The organism is Rhodoblastus sphagnicola, from assembly GCF_002937075.1.
GTDB lineage: Bacteria > Pseudomonadota > Alphaproteobacteria > Rhizobiales > Beijerinckiaceae > Rhodoblastus > Rhodoblastus sphagnicola.
In genome coordinates this window covers 1-16,334 of sequence record NZ_NHSJ01000022.1, presented here as the reverse complement: position 1 = coordinate 16,334, position 16,334 = coordinate 1, and the positions used below count along the sequence as shown (strand labels likewise).

The 16,334-nt window shown below is 61.4% G+C and carries 20 protein-coding genes; 1 reads left to right on the top strand and 19 read right to left on the bottom strand.

Translation table 11 applies throughout. The annotated features are described in order from the left end of the window. Positions 1-123: 123 nt before the first annotated feature. The 16 genes from CCR94_RS02015 to CCR94_RS01935 form a co-directional block, all read right to left on the bottom strand. A complete protein-coding gene (locus tag CCR94_RS02015; protein WP_104506216.1) occupies positions 124-555 on the bottom strand; it encodes a hypothetical protein in 432 nt (143 codons plus the stop codon). Positions 556-565: 10 nt separating this feature from the next. Next, a complete protein-coding gene (locus CCR94_RS02010) occupies positions 566-943 on the bottom strand; it encodes a hypothetical protein (RefSeq protein WP_104506215.1) in 378 nt (125 codons plus the stop codon). 171 nt (positions 944-1,114) lie between these two features. Continuing rightward, the gene (locus tag CCR94_RS02005) at positions 1,115-1,837 is read right to left on the bottom strand and encodes a hypothetical protein (protein WP_146089808.1); all 723 of its coding nucleotides are present in this window, start codon (positions 1,835-1,837) and stop codon (positions 1,115-1,117) included. Next, a complete protein-coding gene (locus tag CCR94_RS02000; RefSeq protein WP_146089807.1) occupies positions 1,834-2,112 on the bottom strand; it encodes a hypothetical protein in 279 nt (92 codons plus the stop codon). The genes CCR94_RS02005 and CCR94_RS02000 overlap by 4 nt, the downstream gene beginning before the upstream one ends. A gap of 81 nt (positions 2,113-2,193) precedes the next feature. Continuing rightward, complete coding sequence (locus CCR94_RS01995; RefSeq protein ID WP_184421630.1) at positions 2,194-3,633, bottom strand: hypothetical protein; 1,440 nt, start codon at positions 3,631-3,633, stop codon at positions 2,194-2,196. Further along, a complete protein-coding gene (locus tag CCR94_RS01990; protein WP_104506212.1) occupies positions 3,630-3,953 on the bottom strand; it encodes a hypothetical protein in 324 nt (107 codons plus the stop codon). The genes CCR94_RS01995 and CCR94_RS01990 overlap by 4 nt, the downstream gene beginning before the upstream one ends. A 296-nt stretch (positions 3,954-4,249) precedes the next feature. Next, positions 4,250-4,801, bottom strand: coding sequence for a recombinase family protein (locus tag CCR94_RS01985; RefSeq protein ID WP_104506211.1), 552 nt, complete (start codon positions 4,799-4,801; stop codon positions 4,250-4,252). Between the two features lie 650 nt (positions 4,802-5,451). After that, entirely contained in the window at positions 5,452-6,630 is a 1,179-nt protein-coding gene (locus CCR94_RS01980; RefSeq protein ID WP_146089806.1) for a primase-helicase family protein, read from the bottom strand. A 227-nt stretch (positions 6,631-6,857) separates the two neighbouring features. Further along, on the bottom strand, positions 6,858-7,094 hold the full coding sequence (locus tag CCR94_RS01975; RefSeq protein WP_104506209.1) for a hypothetical protein: 237 nt from the start codon (positions 7,092-7,094) through the stop codon (positions 6,858-6,860). Continuing rightward, entirely contained in the window at positions 7,087-7,476 is a 390-nt protein-coding gene (locus tag CCR94_RS01970) for a hypothetical protein (protein ID WP_104506208.1), read from the bottom strand. Before CCR94_RS01970 ends, CCR94_RS01975 begins: the two co-directional genes overlap by 8 nt. A gap of 2 nt (positions 7,477-7,478) precedes the next feature. After that, a complete protein-coding gene (locus tag CCR94_RS01965) occupies positions 7,479-7,973 on the bottom strand; it encodes a RuvC family protein (protein ID WP_104506207.1) in 495 nt (164 codons plus the stop codon). After that, positions 7,966-8,202, bottom strand: a complete 237-nt coding sequence (locus CCR94_RS01960; protein WP_146089805.1) for a hypothetical protein — start codon at positions 8,200-8,202, stop codon at positions 7,966-7,968. The genes CCR94_RS01965 and CCR94_RS01960 overlap by 8 nt, the downstream gene beginning before the upstream one ends. Before the next feature lie 189 nt (positions 8,203-8,391). Next, entirely contained in the window at positions 8,392-8,640 is a 249-nt protein-coding gene (locus CCR94_RS01950; protein ID WP_104506204.1) for a hypothetical protein, read from the bottom strand. Between the two features lie 112 nt (positions 8,641-8,752). Next, positions 8,753-9,457, bottom strand: a complete 705-nt coding sequence (locus CCR94_RS01945; RefSeq protein WP_146089804.1) for a hypothetical protein — start codon at positions 9,455-9,457, stop codon at positions 8,753-8,755. A 2-nt stretch (positions 9,458-9,459) separates the two neighbouring features. After that, positions 9,460-10,725 (bottom strand): site-specific integrase, encoded by a 1,266-nt coding sequence (locus CCR94_RS01940; RefSeq protein WP_104506202.1) that lies wholly within the window; start codon positions 10,723-10,725, stop codon positions 9,460-9,462. Between the two features lie 286 nt (positions 10,726-11,011). Continuing rightward, on the bottom strand, positions 11,012-11,398 hold the full coding sequence (locus CCR94_RS01935) for a helix-turn-helix domain-containing protein (protein ID WP_104506201.1): 387 nt from the start codon (positions 11,396-11,398) through the stop codon (positions 11,012-11,014). A gap of 271 nt (positions 11,399-11,669) precedes the next feature. Here CCR94_RS01935 and CCR94_RS01930 point away from each other — a divergent pair, with 271 nt between their 5' ends. Further along, positions 11,670-12,806 (top strand): PQQ-dependent sugar dehydrogenase, encoded by a 1,137-nt coding sequence (locus tag CCR94_RS01930; RefSeq protein WP_104506200.1) that lies wholly within the window; start codon positions 11,670-11,672, stop codon positions 12,804-12,806. Here the strand turns inward: CCR94_RS01930 and truB are convergent, their stop codons facing one another. The 3 genes from truB to infB form a co-directional block, all read right to left on the bottom strand. Further along, positions 12,807-13,712, bottom strand: a complete 906-nt coding sequence (gene truB, locus CCR94_RS01925; RefSeq protein WP_104506199.1) for a tRNA pseudouridine(55) synthase TruB — start codon at positions 13,710-13,712, stop codon at positions 12,807-12,809. It lies immediately after the preceding gene. Beyond that, complete coding sequence (gene rbfA / locus CCR94_RS01920; RefSeq protein ID WP_104506198.1) at positions 13,709-14,161, bottom strand: 30S ribosome-binding factor RbfA; 453 nt, start codon at positions 14,159-14,161, stop codon at positions 13,709-13,711. The genes truB and rbfA overlap by 4 nt, the downstream gene beginning before the upstream one ends. A gap of 172 nt (positions 14,162-14,333) precedes the next feature. After that, on the bottom strand, positions 14,334-16,334 hold a 2,001-nt coding region (gene infB / locus CCR94_RS01915; RefSeq protein WP_104506197.1), incomplete at its 5' end, for a translation initiation factor IF-2.

Below are 16,334 nucleotides of genomic sequence, written 5' to 3'. Positions count from 1 at the left end.
CGCGTCCAGCGAGATTCCGAAGAGCGTCGAGGCGCTGAGGCAGTTCTGGATGCCGATCAGGTTCAAGCGCGACACGTGAGCCGGTCCCCACCGGGGCTTCAGCCCCTGGTGCGCTCGTGCCGCTTACAACCAATCGCCGATTTTCTCCAGCGTCGCGATGGTAACTTTGCCGTCGCGGCCGATGTTTGCGCCAGTGAACTGATTGACCTGCTCGCGCAGGTTCGGCATCTCGCGCATCTTCCGCGCGAAGGATTCCAATGAACCGGCCGCCGCGTCGGATGTGCCGCCCAACTGCGAGACGGCGTAACCGAACGCCTTGATCGTCTCGACGCTGGCGCCCGTGCGCTGCGAGGCGAAATAGAGATTGTCGAAGTCAGACGCCATCTTGGCGGTCGCGACAGCAACGGCGGTCGCCGCCGCGACAACCGCCCCGCCGAGGGACAACGCCAATTTGGTCGCGCCGTCGATGGCGGTCTTGAATTTGGCTTCACTGGTTTCGTCAACGCGAAATCCCAGAGCCACCATGAAGCTCTTGATCGTTTCTGTATCGCTCATTGTCGTTACCTCAAGCCGAACCGGCGGCCGGCGTCGCCGCGAGGGGATGATTTGCAATTGCGGCGGCGTGCGCGCGCTGCGTCGCGGTCACAAAATCTGCATCAGCGCCGGGGGCGATATGCTTGTGTCGCGTCTCGATCCATAGGATGGCTTCGGCCATGAAGTTCGGGACGATTACGGCGCGCCCCTTGGCTGTAGGAGATTCGACGATCTCGCCCGCGTGCGCCGCACGAAGCTTCCGCGTTACCGACGTCCGTTTGATCCAGCCATAGCCAACCGCCGCCAGGACATCAGGCCACGCGACCCAGGGCAAATCTTGCGGAATTGCGCTGGCAAAAAACCGAACCGGGCAACCATTGATCGTCGCCGTATGAATTGGATCAATCATCAGAAATCTCCGGGAAAATGACCCGCCCCAGTCGCTGAAGCAAGACGACCGGGGCGGAGTGCTTGCCGCGAAGCCGAAGACTGGCATCCGCAAACTGACGGGGTTTTTTGGCCGCGCACTCACCGTCTAATCGCGCCGCTGCGCAAACGAACGAAAACGCAGCGGTATCTGTCAAAGCAGGTAATCCTCAATCGTGGCCGAGGCGTTGCCCTTGAGCGCCGCGAAGAATTCTTCAGCAGCGCGGGCGCTGCCATCACGGACTATCTGCTCAGGAGAATTGCTGTCGTAGGCGCCAAGAGCGGACGCGAGACCGACAACCTTCGAGACATCAGGCGCAAAATCAATGTGTGCGTCCGGCCTGATCAGATAGCTGGGCATGTCCGCCGGGAGCGTCTGCGGATCGATGCGAATACGCTGCGCCGTCATCGTCTGAAGGATGAAATAGCGCCGCCGGAGATCCTCAAAATCCTTGGAGAACGACGCCGCCAGCGTTTCCGCTTCCGACGCGAGGACTTCAGCCGCAGACCGTTCTTTTTGAAGGTCGGCCCGCTTTGCCGCCGCATCAGCCGCAGTGAACTTCTCTTCAAGGACGCCGACCGCTTGGCGGGCGCTTGAAAGCCTGTTTTCGGCGTCATGTTTCTTGACGAGTTCAGCCGACAATTCCGGCGAGGCTTCAAGGCTCGGCGTCTCGCCTGCAGTCAATGCGCGCTCGATGCTCGCGGCCCGCGATGCTGCAATTTCCTTGTCGAGCGCCTTGAAGTTTCCCACCTGGCGCTCAAGATCGGCAACGAAGGCGGTAGCCTTCTCCAGCGTCTCTTTCGCCTTGTCGGCCGCCGCGACGGCGTCGTGATAGTTCGAAATCGCGGTGGCGAGCTTTTCGCGGGCGGCGCTCATGCGCGCCTCCAAAGCTTCTTGGCGGCGGCCGTGATGCTGTCGCCGATAGCGGTGTTGCGCGCGATTTCCTTCTGGCGGCCCTCACGCGCGGCGGCGCAAGCGGCTTCATGCCTTTCCTGCGCGTCCATCTGTTCGGGAGACAATGTAATCGGCAGATAGGCGGCGGCAGACGAGCCGATGACAACCGCATCATGACGCGGGTCCACCACACGCTGAGGTTCGTGCGAGGCGTCGGAAACCTTGCGACCCGAGGCGATGCGGCGAAGCATCTCCATGTCTTTCGCCGGAAGCAAATATCTCGGCTTCTTTGCCAGTCTCAGCGGGGCGTCAGTCGTGTAAACCATTCGTGTGCTCCTTCATGCGTAGGCCCGCATCCATCTGTCTAAATTGAATCCGGTGGGGTTCACCGCCGCCAGGACGATGGCGCCAGCCGCCGAATTGATAAGGTCGTCATGCGCGCCGGGGGCGTGGTCGATGCTGTCGCGGCCACCTCGCGCCGTGCGGCGTTCGAGGTTGCAAAGCTGCGTCGTGAGGCGGCGGTTATCGAGCAATTCGACGCGCCGGCTGTTCATCAGCGGCAACAGCTCCTTGTAAATATCGGACCTGACGCGCTCACTGATTTCGTAGGTAATGCCCTTGTTCTGGAATTGCTCCCGGACAAATTCCCCGCCCCATCGGTCGCCCGTGACTTTGGACAGGCCATAGGATGCAAGGACGGCGGCAAAGTCGGCGACGGCGCTTTCCGGCGAAAAAGGCGGCTTCACTTCGCGGACCAAATCGAGGACGCCAACGTCCTGTTCACAGTGCGCAATCGCCAACGTCATGGCGTCGGCGCCAGAGCCGCCGGCCGGATCGACAAAGGCGACATATTGAACGGGGATGGCGTTGCCTTCGTTGACGACGGGCGGAAGTTCAAACCGTCCAGGCACAACCGCCGCGTCAACCACGTCAGGGTTGATGAACGTCTCGACGTCCTGCCGGAATTCCGCGCCATACTCTGCGGATGCGCTCGCCGCATCCCGTTCATAAGCGCGGTCAACCACCGACTGCTTGAGTTCGGGGTTCATCGTCCGCGACGCCGCCTTGGCAACCAAGACGAGAGGGTCGCCCGTCGCGCCATAATCACGCTTGAAGGTCTGCCAGACCTCGCCAGACTTTGCGTATGGCGACGTGATCGCCGCCAGGAGGCCGCCGGTTGTCGCCAGCATCGGGCGCGCGGCGTTCAAAATTTCCGCGTCGGGATTGGCCGAATTGTCCGAACGCCAGAAGGCGATTTCGTCGCAAATGATAGCGACAGCGGTCCCGCCGCGAATGGTGCGGAAGCTCGCCGGCCGGCATTCAATATCAATCCGCGTCGAGAGTTGTATCGTATCGGTGGTCTGGTTCGTCACCAGCTTTTTCAGTGCGGCGACGTTGGCGTAAATGCCGTCCAGATACTGGAAACACTTTTGTGCCTGATAGAGCGACGCGCTTATGATCGGAAGGGAAGCGCGCTCGCCCGGCGCGAGGATGTCGGAGAAATCGACCAGAGAGGCGATATAAGCCGCAAGGACGGCAATCGCGCGGGTCTTGCCGCCACGCCTGCCCACGATAGCCCAAAACTCTTCACAGCGGATTCCCGGCACATAGTCGCGGCCCGTCAATTCGCGGAATATCTCGCGCTCGGCTTCGGTTAACTCTTCGCCCATGCCTGCGATCAGGAGAACGCGCCAGGACACCCACGACTCGCCGGGCAAGATCGTCCCGAAAATGTCGGGATGGTCCAACGCTTCGCGCATGGGCATGAGGGTTTTCATTCCGCCGCATCCTTTCGCGCTGAAGCGGCGATGATGTCGGCAAGGTTCGGCGTGGTGATGTCTTTAAGCGTCGGCTCCAGGCCAAGCGCCCGCAAATGGCTGAGAATGGCGTTCATCCATGAGATGAGCTTTTCGCCCTCGCCGGCGGCCAAGTCCTCACCGGACAGAATGCGCTCGCTGACGAGATGCACGCGGGTTTCGAGCAGCGACACGTTCTCTATGAGGACGCGCTTGGCGACGGATGGCGAACCGCCACAGTGGGCGATGAGGTCGGTTTTGATCGTGCGGTAGACGCGCCCCGTGCGGGTGCGCTTGTCCATATCAACAATGATCCGGTCCTTACTGAAAGGTCCAGGGACTCGCTTCGTCGATTTCGTTGAATGGGTTTGCTGCGGTTTTTTGCGCACGACTTCACCTAAAGGTTGAAGCCCGCGCGGTCCGAAGACCCTATGGCATGAAATGGCCTAAGCCATTGCGGTTATAATATCCTGCTTTTGTACAGAAAGCAACGACTATCCGCTTTGTTTTAGCGCTGCATTTGACAGAGCAATATAGACCGCTTGCCACTTCTGGCCTGATATGACGAAAAACCCCGCCGAGAGGGCGGGGCTTGGTTTCATGCCTGTGCGTTGATGACTTTGTACACGGCGCCCCGGCTGCAATCCATTTGCCGGGCTATGTCTGTAGCGCCGACACCCTCCGCATGTAACTGGCGCACCTTGGCGTGATCCAGCGTCGGCGGGCGGCCCTTATAGATGCCCTTGGCCTTCGCCGCCTCAATGCCTGTCCGCTGGCGTTCCTTGATGAAGCCAAGCTCCATCTCGGCGACCATGCCCAGGACGGTCAGGACCATCTTGCCCATTGGGCCGGCTGTATCGATCGCAGGCTCCAGGACGCGAAGAGAAGCGCCCTTCTGTTCAAGTTCAAAGACGAGGTTCAGCACGTCGCGCGTTGAACGGCCAAGCCGGTCTAATTTCACGACACACAGCACGTCGCCAGGACGGACGAACTCAAGCACGGTTGCCAATTCATCGCGACCGTCTCGGCTCTTGCCGGAGGCCTTCTCTTGCCGAATGACGACACAGCCCGCCGCCTTCAATTTCTCAACCTGCGTATCGGTGGACTGATCGCCAGTCGAAACGCGGGCGTATCCGATCAGGTTTGTCATGGCGTCACCTGTTCACTTAGGCTTTTGACCCTTCATTTATATCGTTCACTAATATCAAAATCAACCCTAAATGAACGCATTTTCGCGCATTTGTGTACGTCGCCCGAGGGTGTACCCAAAGTGAACATGGTGTCGAGGGAAACCGCCGCAATCCGTGGCGTCGCAAGGCTCTTGGCTTTCCGTGAGAGCATGTGATCCAGCCCGCTTGAAAGCCTGCAAACATCTCGCTTGCAATCCAGCAAAATCGTTAAGCTGTTGATGTGGCTTACTTAAACAATGTTCATGAAAATTTTAGGGGTAAGGATAAGCCGCTGTTTCGGTTTGTTTTTTTCGCCGGCTTTTTCAGCCCTGATTCTTTTTGTCCCTCGCCGCCACGTGATGACACCCTATGACACCCTGTTGACACCGGGGGTGTCACCTCCAACTATTTATTTTATATATATTTTCTTCTTTGGTGACAGGGTGACAGGGGATAAATGGAATATTGCAATGGTGACACGCTTGGGGGGCGTGACAATTCGCAAAAAGGGTGACACCCTGTCATCGGTCAGATAAGCCCTGTTAAAACAATGCAATAAGATTGACACCCCGGTGTCATTGGGGTGGCACAGGGTGACACCCACGCAACCCCGTCGCCTCCGGTTGCTAGATTAATTGTCATCGCGCCGCCAGATGTTCGCCTTGCACGTGTCGGCGTTTGGCAATATGCGCCCGCGCCCAAATTTGGTGCGCGGCGCTTCCGTGAGTCCTGCCTTACCAAGAACTTCGCCCAGATTTCCAGAAGGTGTAGGAAGCGGCGCTACTGGCGATTTGACGGTTTTCTGCCATTCGGAATAAGCGGCCATGAGCGCGCCGAAAGAATGTCTTTCGCCCTCCACCCATTCCGTCCATTCGCCCGCATCCGGGTTTTTCGCGCCGATCACGCGGTTAGCGTTGCAGCAATCCTCAAGCCATTTGCGGGCGTCAAACGGGTTGACTGACGCCCGCACCATGTTCGCTTTCGTCTCGTTGTCTTTCGGCACGTCCCGCGCCGGCACGAAGTCCGATACGTCCATGTTGAGGAGATGGTGGGCGAAGGCTTCCCGCCCGCCGTTCTCGATTTCCTGCGTGAGCTCCGAGAAATAGGCAGTGTCGCCGACGCGGTGCGGGCTCACGTCCAATGCCCAATAACGGGCGTCGTCTTCTTCGATGTGGGCGGCGTTCTCGTGATTGGACGCCAGCCAGAGATTGACGGCAATGGGGCATTGCACGATCGGCAAGCCTTTTTCCTCAATGCCTATCACCGTCGCCGTCGATAACGACTTGATGCCGTCCGCCGACTTCCTGTCTCCCGCGAACAGCACCTCGTCGAGGAAGATGAAGGCGCGCCCGCGAATGGCGGAATTGAACCGGCCAAGGATTTGATCGGTCGCAGCAGCGGTGAATCCGCTTGGCCCGTAGATTTTCGCCATCAGTTCGCCGAGCAGGATTCCTTTTCCGGCTTGTTGCTTTTTGCTCTTGAGGACGACGACGACGCGCGACGGCTTGCCGATATTCTGAATCTGCCATGCGAGCAGCTTCAACATGGCGTCGCCCGCGTTGACGTCGCCGCTGCAAATCACCTCTTGCACGTGGTTGATGATTCGCTCGCATTTGCCCGGCCGGGGTTTTACGCCTAAGCCGCGAAACAGGTTCAGCGTGTCGTCGGTGACGGGTTTGCTGGTGAATGCGACGCGCCGGTAAACGTGGCGCGCGGCGTGACCGGTCCAGAAGGTGAAGGCGTCCGTATAGGTCGGCTTGCCGTCTTTCTGTCCAGTGGCGACAACCTCACCCGCGAGGCGGCGGCGCAAGTCCGCGTCCTGAATCGGCAGGAAGTCGCGCCGGCTGACGTAAACACTCGGCGAGCCGTCTTGATCAAGCAGAGCGAAACGCGCGTTCAGGTCTTCAAAGGTCGCGACATGTTTCTTGACGCCGCGAACGGTCGCTACCTTATCCTGCTTCAGCGCCGTGGTGGCGCCGGGTTTGGGCGACGGCTTCGGCTTGATCGAGCGGGGGGTGTCAGGAAGAGCGGCCAAGGTCATTCGGCCGCCTCCAATCGGGCGGGGCGGCCCTGTTCGACGATGGCGGCGTTGATGGGGCCGAACGCGGCGAAGGCCTTACGGCCGAATTCGCGCACCTTCATCATGTCCCACACCACACCGGCGTCATCTGCCACCTCAAGATGGATCATGGCGGATTCCGCGTACCGATGAAGGAAGTCGAGCGCCTCGTAGGTCGCTTGGCGCGCCGCTCTCGCTTCGGGGGTGTCACGCATTGGCGTCCCCCTTCAGAAAGTCGCTGTACCGGCTCGGCAAGGTATCGAGAAACTTCCGCGCCCATTGCAGGGCTGGCGTGTGGTTCCGGAACGGGTTGAAGTCTCGGCAAAACTTCTGGTCAATAAGTTCGATGCCGTTGTTGATGGCGTACCGGCGGGCGACGGCCCACCAATAACGCTCGTTCAGTTCCTCGGGTGACGCCATGTCACACTGTAGGTCCGCGACTATTTCCGCCAGCACGTCGAGAAAGGATTCGTCGTTCGGTGCTTCGGCATACTCGCCGAAAGCGTCGTAAACGGTGTCGGCCGTCACGATGATCGTCATTTCCTCGACTTGAGGACGGATCGCCAAGAGCGGGGTCAGGTCGATGATGTTGCCCATCGTCAGCCCTCCCTTTTGATGCCGCAAAGCCCGATCAGCGCCGCTTCGGCTCTATCGATGTCGCATTTGCGGGAGAACAAGCTGGCCTGACCGGGCCAATGGGCGATGGCGCGGGCGCGGGCGACATCTTTATTCTCGCGGCCCGGCGGAATGTTGAAACAGCGCTTCCATGTTGGCGGCGTGATCCAAACAAGAGGAATGCCGGCGGCGGCAAGAACCCCTTCCACTAAGCCCCGGCTCCGGCCAAATCCAAAAGCCCCGGTCGTTCCATCGGTCGGACGGGGTCCAACAAATTCGACAAACGCGCGGCTGGCGTGGGTCTGATAGATGATGTCGGCGAGCAGAGGCCCGTTGACGGCAGCGCGTCCTTTGGCGCCGTCCGGAGTCGTGGGCATGTCGTAAATGTTCAGAATGATGTCGGGGCGTTTGATGGCTACAACCGCGCCCTTCGTCCCGATGTCGATTGAGATGATGACACCATGATCGAGGTTACGCATTGGCGCCCCCGTTCTGCTTGGCGTATTCGGCGAGCAGATCGATCAAGCCGCCGACGTGCCGCTCGTTGAAGGCGACGCCGTTAAATCCGCCCCGGTGTTTCATCGGGACGAAGACGCCGTCCGAATTACGCTTCTTGCAGGTCAACAGGCAGATGACCGCGCCGTGGTCGCCGATATAGGTTTCAAGCGACCACACTTCGCGGAAGGATTTTTCTTTAGTGAGTTTCATTTGCGCGCACCTCGCGAGGCCCCAAGCCGGCGAGCGCCGCGACCACAGCCGCGAGCGTCGGAGACAGGCCAAATTTTTTCGAAAGCTGTTGCGCGGCGAAATTTTGGGCGGTAATGTCGGATTGCTTAATTCTGACTTTTGCCGCCCGGTTGTGCTTTCGCAGCGCTACCGGGTTTTTCCTTTCCATATCTACGCCGCCGCCCCCAGTTCGGAGGTTGAGCGAACGGGACGGCTCAGGCGGCCTTGCGCCCATGCCAATGCGTCACCCCAGCGGTAGAGCGCACGCGGACCAAACTTCTGGAACTCAGGACCGCCGCCCCGCGTCGCCATCGTCGCCAGGGTCTGCGCGGAAATCTTGAAACCCTTCTGTGTCAACCGCTCAGCCGTCACCTGACGGGTGTTCAAGTCATCGTCGAGCCAACTCTCCACATTCGCCATTTGCGCCACCTTTCCGCGAATGCCTCGCGTTTGATGGCTGAAGAAAACATGTAGGTGTCGCTCGTGCCGGGGCAGTTATGCGGAAAATTTCACGCAAACTGTCCCGAAAAAATCAAGCGGCGGGATTCGCTGTTCTTTCCGCCGCCCGAGAAAGCGCCTTGGCTAATCCATCAAGGGAGCCATCCGGTTCCTTTGGCATGTGCCGGCGGTAGCTTTCTGGCAGGGTACATTGAAGTGCAGACATGAAACGTACAAATCCCGGGCCTCGGAAATTGTCGTTTCTGGTGCTGTCGGGAAGTCCGTTTGTTCTCATGATCGCCTGAAGCGTGCAACTCCACTCTTCCCAAGCTGCGCCATCGCGCCAGAGCCGCGCGTTCATCCTTTCGCGTTCTCGCTTCACCGCATCAATCGCCATCGGCAACATCGTGATGACCATATCCAAGGGCAGATCATTGGCCTGACCAGCGGCTTTCAAGATGGTGTTCAATTTGGCGAACACGTGGGCGCGTCCCGCGACAATCGCATGCTGCTTCCTTCGGTCAGGAACCGATGAAAACAGTTTCACCATCTCCGCCGCCGTACTTGCGGCATTGTCCAGCCATGCTTTTGCGTCGCTGGCTAAACCCGCCGCCGCTTCGAGGTCAGCGTTTCGGCGATAATCGTCACACGCTAATGAAACCTCGCTCCGGATGACGTCTTGGATTCTAAACCCGATGGCCCTTTCAAGAGACGCCCACTGCTGAACGGAAAAGTTGACAAAAACCGACTCTGATCCGGGGATCATTGATCCGTTTATAAGTTTTTTCGGTCTGGCCATGATCAACCTCCCTGCAACTTATTGGAAATCGCCGAAGCGACAGCATCCGCCGCCGCGAGCAACACAGCGTCGGCGTGGTGCGTGTATTTCGACGTAATCGACGCCTTCTTATGCCCGATCAGCGCGGCGATGGTCAGTTCGGAATATCCGAGGTCGGCGGCGACGCTGGCGAACGAATGCCGGAACACGTGCGGCGAGCAATCGGCGGGCAGTTCCGCCTTTGTGGCCACACGACGCCAAACATTCTGAAACCCCGCCATCGGCTTGTCGAATGCCGGAGGTGTATTGCCGTCATCCTTTTTTCGCTTGGCGTCGGTAGAGGCGGGAAAGACCAGCGGGCCGAGCCGATCCAGCTTTTGCAACAGGTCGCAAGCCGGCGCGGACAAGGGCCGCATTGATCGCCCCGTCTTCGTGTCGGGCAAGAATACGGTGCGGTTCGGAATGTCGAGGTCTTCCCATCGCAGCGCCAGCATCTCGCCGCGCCGCCAGCCCGTGAGGGCGAGGAAACGAGTCCCGGCGAGTGCCATAGGCCAAGCAGTCGGAAGAGCCTCCAGCGCCTTCCCTATCGCGGCAAACTCATCATCGGAAAATCGGCGCAGCCGTTCCGCATAGGCATGGGTTTCAATCCCATGAACGGGATTGTCCGCGCGCAGGCCCTGGTGCTCCGCATAGGAGAAAATGACGCCCAGCAGCGCCATTGTCCGCGTTGACGTTCCGCGCCCGCCAGTGACGCGCGCTAGACCATGCTTGCCCGTCTTGATTCTGACGGCGGTCTTGCCGTTCGCTACATCGTCGCGGAAGTTCTCGACATCACGACGCTTGACGGCGGCGACCTTCAGATTTCCAAGAAGCGGTTTGATATGGCGTTCAACGCGCCCCTTGTCGGTAGCAAGCGTGCTCGCCTTCTTCGGCGCCCTGCGTTTCGTCAGCAGTCGCCCTTCCTCTGCAGCGGAAATATAGGCATCGCATAGCTCGGCGACCGTCTCGGCTCGGCGCGTCGCGATTTTCTTCGCCGCCGGATCGTCGCCTCTAGCAACCAAGCCGAGAATTTTTTTCGCCTCTTCGCGCGCGGTGTCCGGCGTCCAGGGCGCGCCATGTTTGCCGATTGTATGCCAGCGCTGACGCCCTTCCGCCGTCCTGTACTTCAAGACATAAGTGACGCTTGCGCCCTTCTGGCGGCGGGCGCCGAAGCCGGAGACCGATCCGCGCCCCGCGTCCCATTCGACCGACTCCAGATCAAGCGCGGCAATGTTCTTTAGCGTCAGCATCGGCGAAAATTCCTTGGTAGCTAGCAACCAAATAGCTACCAGATTTTCGCAAAACGGGCAAAAACCGATCAAATCGGAACAACAGCAAATTGACGATTTCCCCAACAATTCTACGGTTTTTGCAAACTCTAGCAAGTCGGATAAAGCGCCAAGCGCTGCAATCGCACTGCAGAGGTCAGGGGTTCGATTCCCCTCAGCTCCACCAACCGTCTCCGATCGTCGTAAATTTTTCTAAACTCAAAGCCATGACAAGGGCGGGCAATGAGCCTCGCCTCGGGCGTCGCGCCTATGCCGAACTGGACAGGAACGCCACGAATTTGAGAATCTCGGCGCGCAGAACCCGGTCCTTGATCTTGGAGAAATGTTCCAAAAGCTCGATGACCTCGAAAATATCGCCCGCGGACTCCGCCGGCGGATCCGGTTGGTCCGGCTCCGATTCATGCACCACCTTGGCGTGGTTCGGGTCGAAAAAGGCGTGCAGGGAGATTTTCAGCACTTCCGCCGCGACGCGCAAGGCGCGCGGCGGAATGCGTTCGGCGCCGTTTTCGTAACGCTCGACTGTCTCCGCATCCACGTTCAGCGCCGCGCCCATTCTCTCGAGATCATAGCCTTTCGAGACGCGAAATATCCGCAAGCGCCGCCCGACGATCGAATCGGTTGCCGAGAACTGCATGTCTATGATCCGTGAAGTGTGAAACAGTCGATCAGTGCATCATTCGCCTTTTCGCGTTATCTTAGCAGCAAATTGCCGTGGGTAAGGAAAAATGTCTTGCGGTGGTGGACCGTGTCGAACCGGAGGGGCGCGCGTTTTCGCAACTATGGTAAACGCCAGCACGATACCTAAAACAAGCCGCTGGTTTTCCAATAAAACCATGCTGAAACAACAAGGGCCCGACGGCGAGGCGTCGGGGACTCCAACGCATGCTTGGCCGAGGCGAAACCCGATGACGCGATTCGCAATGGCGTTTGGTCTTGTCCTCGCCCTGGCGACGGGGCCGGCGATGGCCGACGACATCGGGGCGATGCTCGACCGGATCGCCCTGCCTCAGGGTTTTCACATAAAACTGTTCGCGCGCGCTCCCGGCGCCCGCGCCATGGCGGTGTCGCCGGATGGCCGGGACGTCATTGTCGGCACGCTGGATGAAGACGTCTGGCGCATCGCGCTGGCCGGTCCGGACGCCGGCGCGGCGCGGCGCTTCGCGCCCAAGCTGCCGTTCAAGGCGCCGAACGGCCCCTGTTTCGGCCCGGACGGCGCGCTCTACCTGTCCGAATTCAACCGCATCCGCCGCTTCCCGGCCAAACCGGGCGGCTGGGACGAAGACCATCCGCAAGACGTGGTTCCCGAAGGCGGGGTGCAGCCGGCAAGCGAAACCAGCATGGTCCACGCCGCCCGCGTCTGTCGGTTTGGCCCGGACGGCAAGCTTTATGTCGCCATCGGCCAGCCCACCAACGTGCCCTCGTCGGCGCGCGAGCAGCTCAACGAGACATGGGGCCTGGGCGCGATCTGGCGCATGAACGCCGATGGCTCCGGCCGCGAGATTTTCGCCCGTGGCATTCGTAACAGCGTCGGGCTCGATTTCGACCCGGCCGACGGCGTGCTCTGGTTTACCGACAACCAAGTGGACCGCATGGGCGACGACATTCCCCCCGGCGAAATCAACCGCGCGCCGAAACCGGGTTTGAATTTCGGCTTTCCCTGGTATGGCGGCGGTCACGTCCGCACGCATAAATGGGCGTATGAAACGCCGCCGGACGTGGTGTTCCCGGAAGTGGAGGAAGCGGCCCATGCCGCAGATCTCGGCATGATTTTTTACCGGGGCGACAGATTCCCGGCGCAATGGCGCGGCATCTTCTCCGCTCAGCACGGTTCATGGGATCGCAGCATTCCCATCGGCGCGCGCGTGATGTTCACCCCGGTCGCCAACGGCAAGGCGGGCGCGTCAATACCCTTCGCGGAGGGCTGGAACACCGGCAGCCTGCCGTACCTCGGCCGTCCCGTCGATGTCGCGGAGACGCCCGACGGCCTGCTGGTGTCCGACGACCAGAATGGCGCGATATACAAGATCACCTATGAAAAATGATCAAAACGGCAGATTGAAAACCCGGTTCGGCAGGAACTCGCCGCCCTCAACCGAACCGGACGCGATCGGCACGCCGCCGCAGACGGCATAGGCCGGACCTTCGGCGGGCGCATCGCGTCCGCGCAAAATCACCGACTGGCCCCGCCGCAGCCGCGCCGCGCCATTGCGGTCGAGCACGATGCAGGGCAGTTCGGTCAGGCCGGCTTCGACCGAGAGCATGTCGTCATGCGCGGTTTCCGGGGTTTCCAGCAATTCGGCGAGCGAGGCGGACTCGGTTTCGAAGAACGGGCCGACGCGGGTGCGCCGCAGCGCCACCACATGGCCGTGGCAGCCCAGCATCCGCCCGAGATCGCGCGCGATGGCCCGCACATAGGTGCCCTTGCCGCATTCGGCTTCGAGCACGGCGTGATCGCGGTCGCCATCGACCAGCCGCAGGCTGTGGATCGTCACCGGGCGCGGCGCGATCTCGACCTTTTCGCCGTCGCGGGCGAGGTCATAGGCGCGCTCGCCGTTGATCTTGATCGCGGAATAGGCCGGGGGCGCCTGCATGATCTCGCCGGTGAAGTGCGGCAGCAGGGCTTCGATCTCGGCTCTGTCCGGCCGAATGTCGCTGGTTTGCGTCGGCTGGCCCTCGGTATCGTCGGTATCGGTCTCGATGCCCCAGCGCACGGTGAAGCGATAGGCTTTCTCGCCGTCCTGCACGAAAGGCACGGTTTTCGTGGCCTCGCCGAAAGCGACCGGCAGGACGCCGGAAGCGAGCGGATCGAGCGTTCCCGCATGGCCCGCCTTCTTGGCGTTGAACAGCCGTTTCAGCTTGGAGACCGCCTGGGTCGAGGTGAGGCCGACCGGCTTGTCGAGAATGACCCAGCCGTTGACTTCGACGCGCTGCGAGCGGGGCGCGCTCATTCCTCGCCCTCTTCGGGGGCGTGAGCCTCCGGATCCTGCGCCAAGTCTCTCCCCAAGTCTCTCCCCAAGTCTCGCGCAACTTCGGGCGTATTCAGCAGGGCGTCGATGCGCGCGGCATTGTCGAAACTCTCGTCGATGCGGAACCTGATGTCCGGCGCGAATTTGAGATTGACCTGATGCGCGACCTCGCCGCGCAAGAATTTCTTGTGGCGGTCGAGCGCGGCCACGATCTTTTCACGCGCCTCGCCGCCCATCGGCATGACGTAGATGGTCGCCAGCTTCAGATCGGGGCTCATCTTGACCGTGGGCACGGTCACGACGACGCCCTCGAGTTCGGGATCGGTGATTTCTCCGCGAGACAGCAGTTGCGCCACCGCGTGACGGATCAGTTCGGCGACGCGCAGCATGCGCTGGCTCGGTTCGCCGCCCTTTTGATGAACCCTGGACATGAATGCCTCTTGCAAGCGCCGCGCATCAGGGCGGCGAAAGATCAAGCGTCAAGGAAGACCTCGACGCGACGGCGTATCCGGCGCGACGGGCGTCGCCCGCCCGCGCGGGCGTCCATTTAACGCCCAACCGGCTTACGCGAGGGGCGCCGCCCCCAAGGGGGCGGCGGGTCGCTCACAGACTCCGCTTGATCTCTTCGACGCGGTAGCACTCGATCACATCGCCGGCGCGCATGTCCTGGTAGTTCTCGAAGGCCATGCCGCATTCCTGACCCGGCTGCACCACGGACACTTCGTCCTTGAAGCGCTTGAGGGTCGAGAGCTTGCCTTCGTGCACCACGACATTGTCGCGGATCAGGCGGACATGCTGGCCACGCTCCATGGTGCCGTCGGTGACGCGGCAGCCCGCGACCTTGCCGACCTTGGAAATGTTGAACACTTCCAGGATTTCGGCATTGCCGAGCATGGTTTCGCGCAAGGTCGGCGCCAGCAGGCCGGACATGGCCGCCTTGATGTCATCCACCAGGTTGTAGATGATGTTGTAGTAGCGGATTTCGATGCCCAGCCGCTCGGACGCCTCGCGCGCTTCCTTGTGGGCGCGGACGTTGAAGCCGATGACGACGGCGTTGGAGGCCTCCGCCAGCGTGATGTCGGATTCGGTGATGCCGCCAACGCCGGCGTGCAGCACGCGGGCCGCGACTTCCTCGGTGCCGAGGTTCTCCAGCGCCGCGCAGATGGCTTCCACCGATCCCTGCACGTCGCCCTTGATGACCAGCGGGACTTCCTTCAGTCCGGCGGTGGCCTTGAGCTGGCTCATCATATCGACCAGCGAGGAGCGGGCGCCGGTGCCGCGCACCGCCGCCTGCTCGCGCTTCTGGCGGTCGCGATATTCGGTGATTTCGCGGGCGCGGGCTTCGGATTCGACCACGGCGACGCGGTCGCCGGCTTCCGGCGCGCCGCTGAAGCCGAGCACCTCCGCCGGGAACGACGGGCCGGCGTGGACGCAGTTCGCGCCCTGGTCGTCGATCAGCGCGCGAACGCGGCCCCATTGCGAGCCGGCCACGATGATGTTGCCGACGGCGAGCGTTCCTCGTTGCACGAGAACCGTCGCGACCGGGCCGCGGCCGCGATCGAGCCGCGCCTCGATGACCGTGCCTTCGGCCGGCCGCTCGGGATTGGCCTTGAGATCGAGCACCTCGGCCTGGAGCGTGATCATTTCGAGCAGCTTGTCGAGATTGAGCTTCTGCTTGGCCGAGACCTCGACCTCGAGCGTGTCGCCGCCCAGGCTTTCGACCTGCACTTCATATTGCAGCAGTTCGGTGCGCACGCGCTCCGGCTTGGCGTCGGGCTTGTCGATCTTGTTGATGGCGACGATCATCGGCACGCCCGCCGCCTTGGCGTGGCTGATGGCCTCGACCGTCTGCGGCATGACGCCGTCGTCGGCCGCCACCACCAGCACGACAATGTCGGTGACCTTGGCGCCGCGGGCGCGCATGGCGGTGAAGGCGGCATGTCCCGGCGTGTCGATGAAGGTGACGAGACCGCCGAGCGGCGAGGTCACCTGATAGGCGCCGATGTGCTGGGTGATGCCGCCGGCTTCGCCCGAGACCACATTGGCGCGGCGGATGGCGTCGAGCAGCGAGGTCTTGCCGTGGTCGACGTGGCCCATGATGGTCACGACCGGCGGGCGCGTCTGCAAGGCGTCGTCGGCGTCGGGCGCGTCGAACAGACCTTCCTCAACGTCGGATTCCGCCACGCGCTTGACCGTATGGCCCATTTCGGTGGCGATCAGTTCGGCCGTGTCGGCGTCGATCACATCGGTGATCTTGTGCATCTGGCCCTGGCGCATCAGCAGCTTGATCACGTCCACGCCGCGTTCCGACATGCGGTTGGCGAGTTCCTGGATGGTGATGGTCTCGGGCAGAACCACTTCGCGCGACAGGCGCTCCTTCTGCTCGACCACGCCCTTCATGCGCTGGGTGCGGCGGCGGAAGGCCGCGACCGAACGTGTCCGCTCGTCGCCGTCGTCGCTCGCGGTGGCGCTGGTGACGGTCAGGCGACCGCGCTGCTTCTCGGCGCCTTTCGCCGGCTTGACGGCGGGGGCCACCAGCTTGGGCGCCAGAGGCGTCCTGAGGCGCGGCGTGAGCGCGGCCGGCGCCTCGGCGCGCCTCAGGAC

Bases quoted from the DNA above. Each gene is read 5' to 3' on its own strand.
- CCR94_RS02015 (WP_104506216.1), bottom strand. From the start codon at position 555: ATGAGCGATACAGAAACGATCAAGAGCTTCATGGTGGCTCTGGGATTT.
- CCR94_RS02010 (WP_104506215.1), bottom strand. From the start codon at position 943: ATGATTGATCCAATTCATACGGCGACGATCAATGGTTGCCCGGTTCGG.
- CCR94_RS02005 (WP_146089808.1), bottom strand. From the start codon at position 1,837: ATGAGCGCCGCCCGCGAAAAGCTCGCCACCGCGATTTCGAACTATCAC.
- CCR94_RS02000 (WP_146089807.1), bottom strand. From the start codon at position 2,112: ATGGAGATGCTTCGCCGCATCGCCTCGGGTCGCAAGGTTTCCGACGCC.
- CCR94_RS01995 (WP_184421630.1), bottom strand. From the start codon at position 3,633: ATGAAAACCCTCATGCCCATGCGCGAAGCGTTGGACCATCCCGACATT.
- CCR94_RS01990 (WP_104506212.1), bottom strand. From the start codon at position 3,953: ATGGACAAGCGCACCCGCACGGGGCGCGTCTACCGCACGATCAAAACC.
- CCR94_RS01985 (WP_104506211.1), bottom strand. From the start codon at position 4,801: ATGACAAACCTGATCGGATACGCCCGCGTTTCGACTGGCGATCAGTCC.
- CCR94_RS01975 (WP_104506209.1), bottom strand. From the start codon at position 7,094: ATGCGTGACACCCCCGAAGCGAGAGCGGCGCGCCAAGCGACCTACGAG.
- CCR94_RS01970 (WP_104506208.1), bottom strand. From the start codon at position 7,476: ATGGGCAACATCATCGACCTGACCCCGCTCTTGGCGATCCGTCCTCAA.
- CCR94_RS01965 (WP_104506207.1), bottom strand. From the start codon at position 7,973: ATGCGTAACCTCGATCATGGTGTCATCATCTCAATCGACATCGGGACG.
- CCR94_RS01960 (WP_146089805.1), bottom strand. From the start codon at position 8,202: ATGAAACTCACTAAAGAAAAATCCTTCCGCGAAGTGTGGTCGCTTGAA.
- CCR94_RS01950 (WP_104506204.1), bottom strand. From the start codon at position 8,640: ATGGCGAATGTGGAGAGTTGGCTCGACGATGACTTGAACACCCGTCAG.
- CCR94_RS01945 (WP_146089804.1), bottom strand. From the start codon at position 9,457: ATGGCCAGACCGAAAAAACTTATAAACGGATCAATGATCCCCGGATCA.
- CCR94_RS01940 (WP_104506202.1), bottom strand. From the start codon at position 10,725: ATGCTGACGCTAAAGAACATTGCCGCGCTTGATCTGGAGTCGGTCGAA.
- CCR94_RS01935 (WP_104506201.1), bottom strand. From the start codon at position 11,398: ATGCAGTTCTCGGCAACCGATTCGATCGTCGGGCGGCGCTTGCGGATA.
- CCR94_RS01930 (WP_104506200.1), top strand. From the start codon at position 11,670: ATGACGCGATTCGCAATGGCGTTTGGTCTTGTCCTCGCCCTGGCGACG.
- truB (WP_104506199.1), bottom strand. From the start codon at position 13,712: ATGAGCGCGCCCCGCTCGCAGCGCGTCGAAGTCAACGGCTGGGTCATT.
- rbfA (WP_104506198.1), bottom strand. From the start codon at position 14,161: ATGTCCAGGGTTCATCAAAAGGGCGGCGAACCGAGCCAGCGCATGCTG.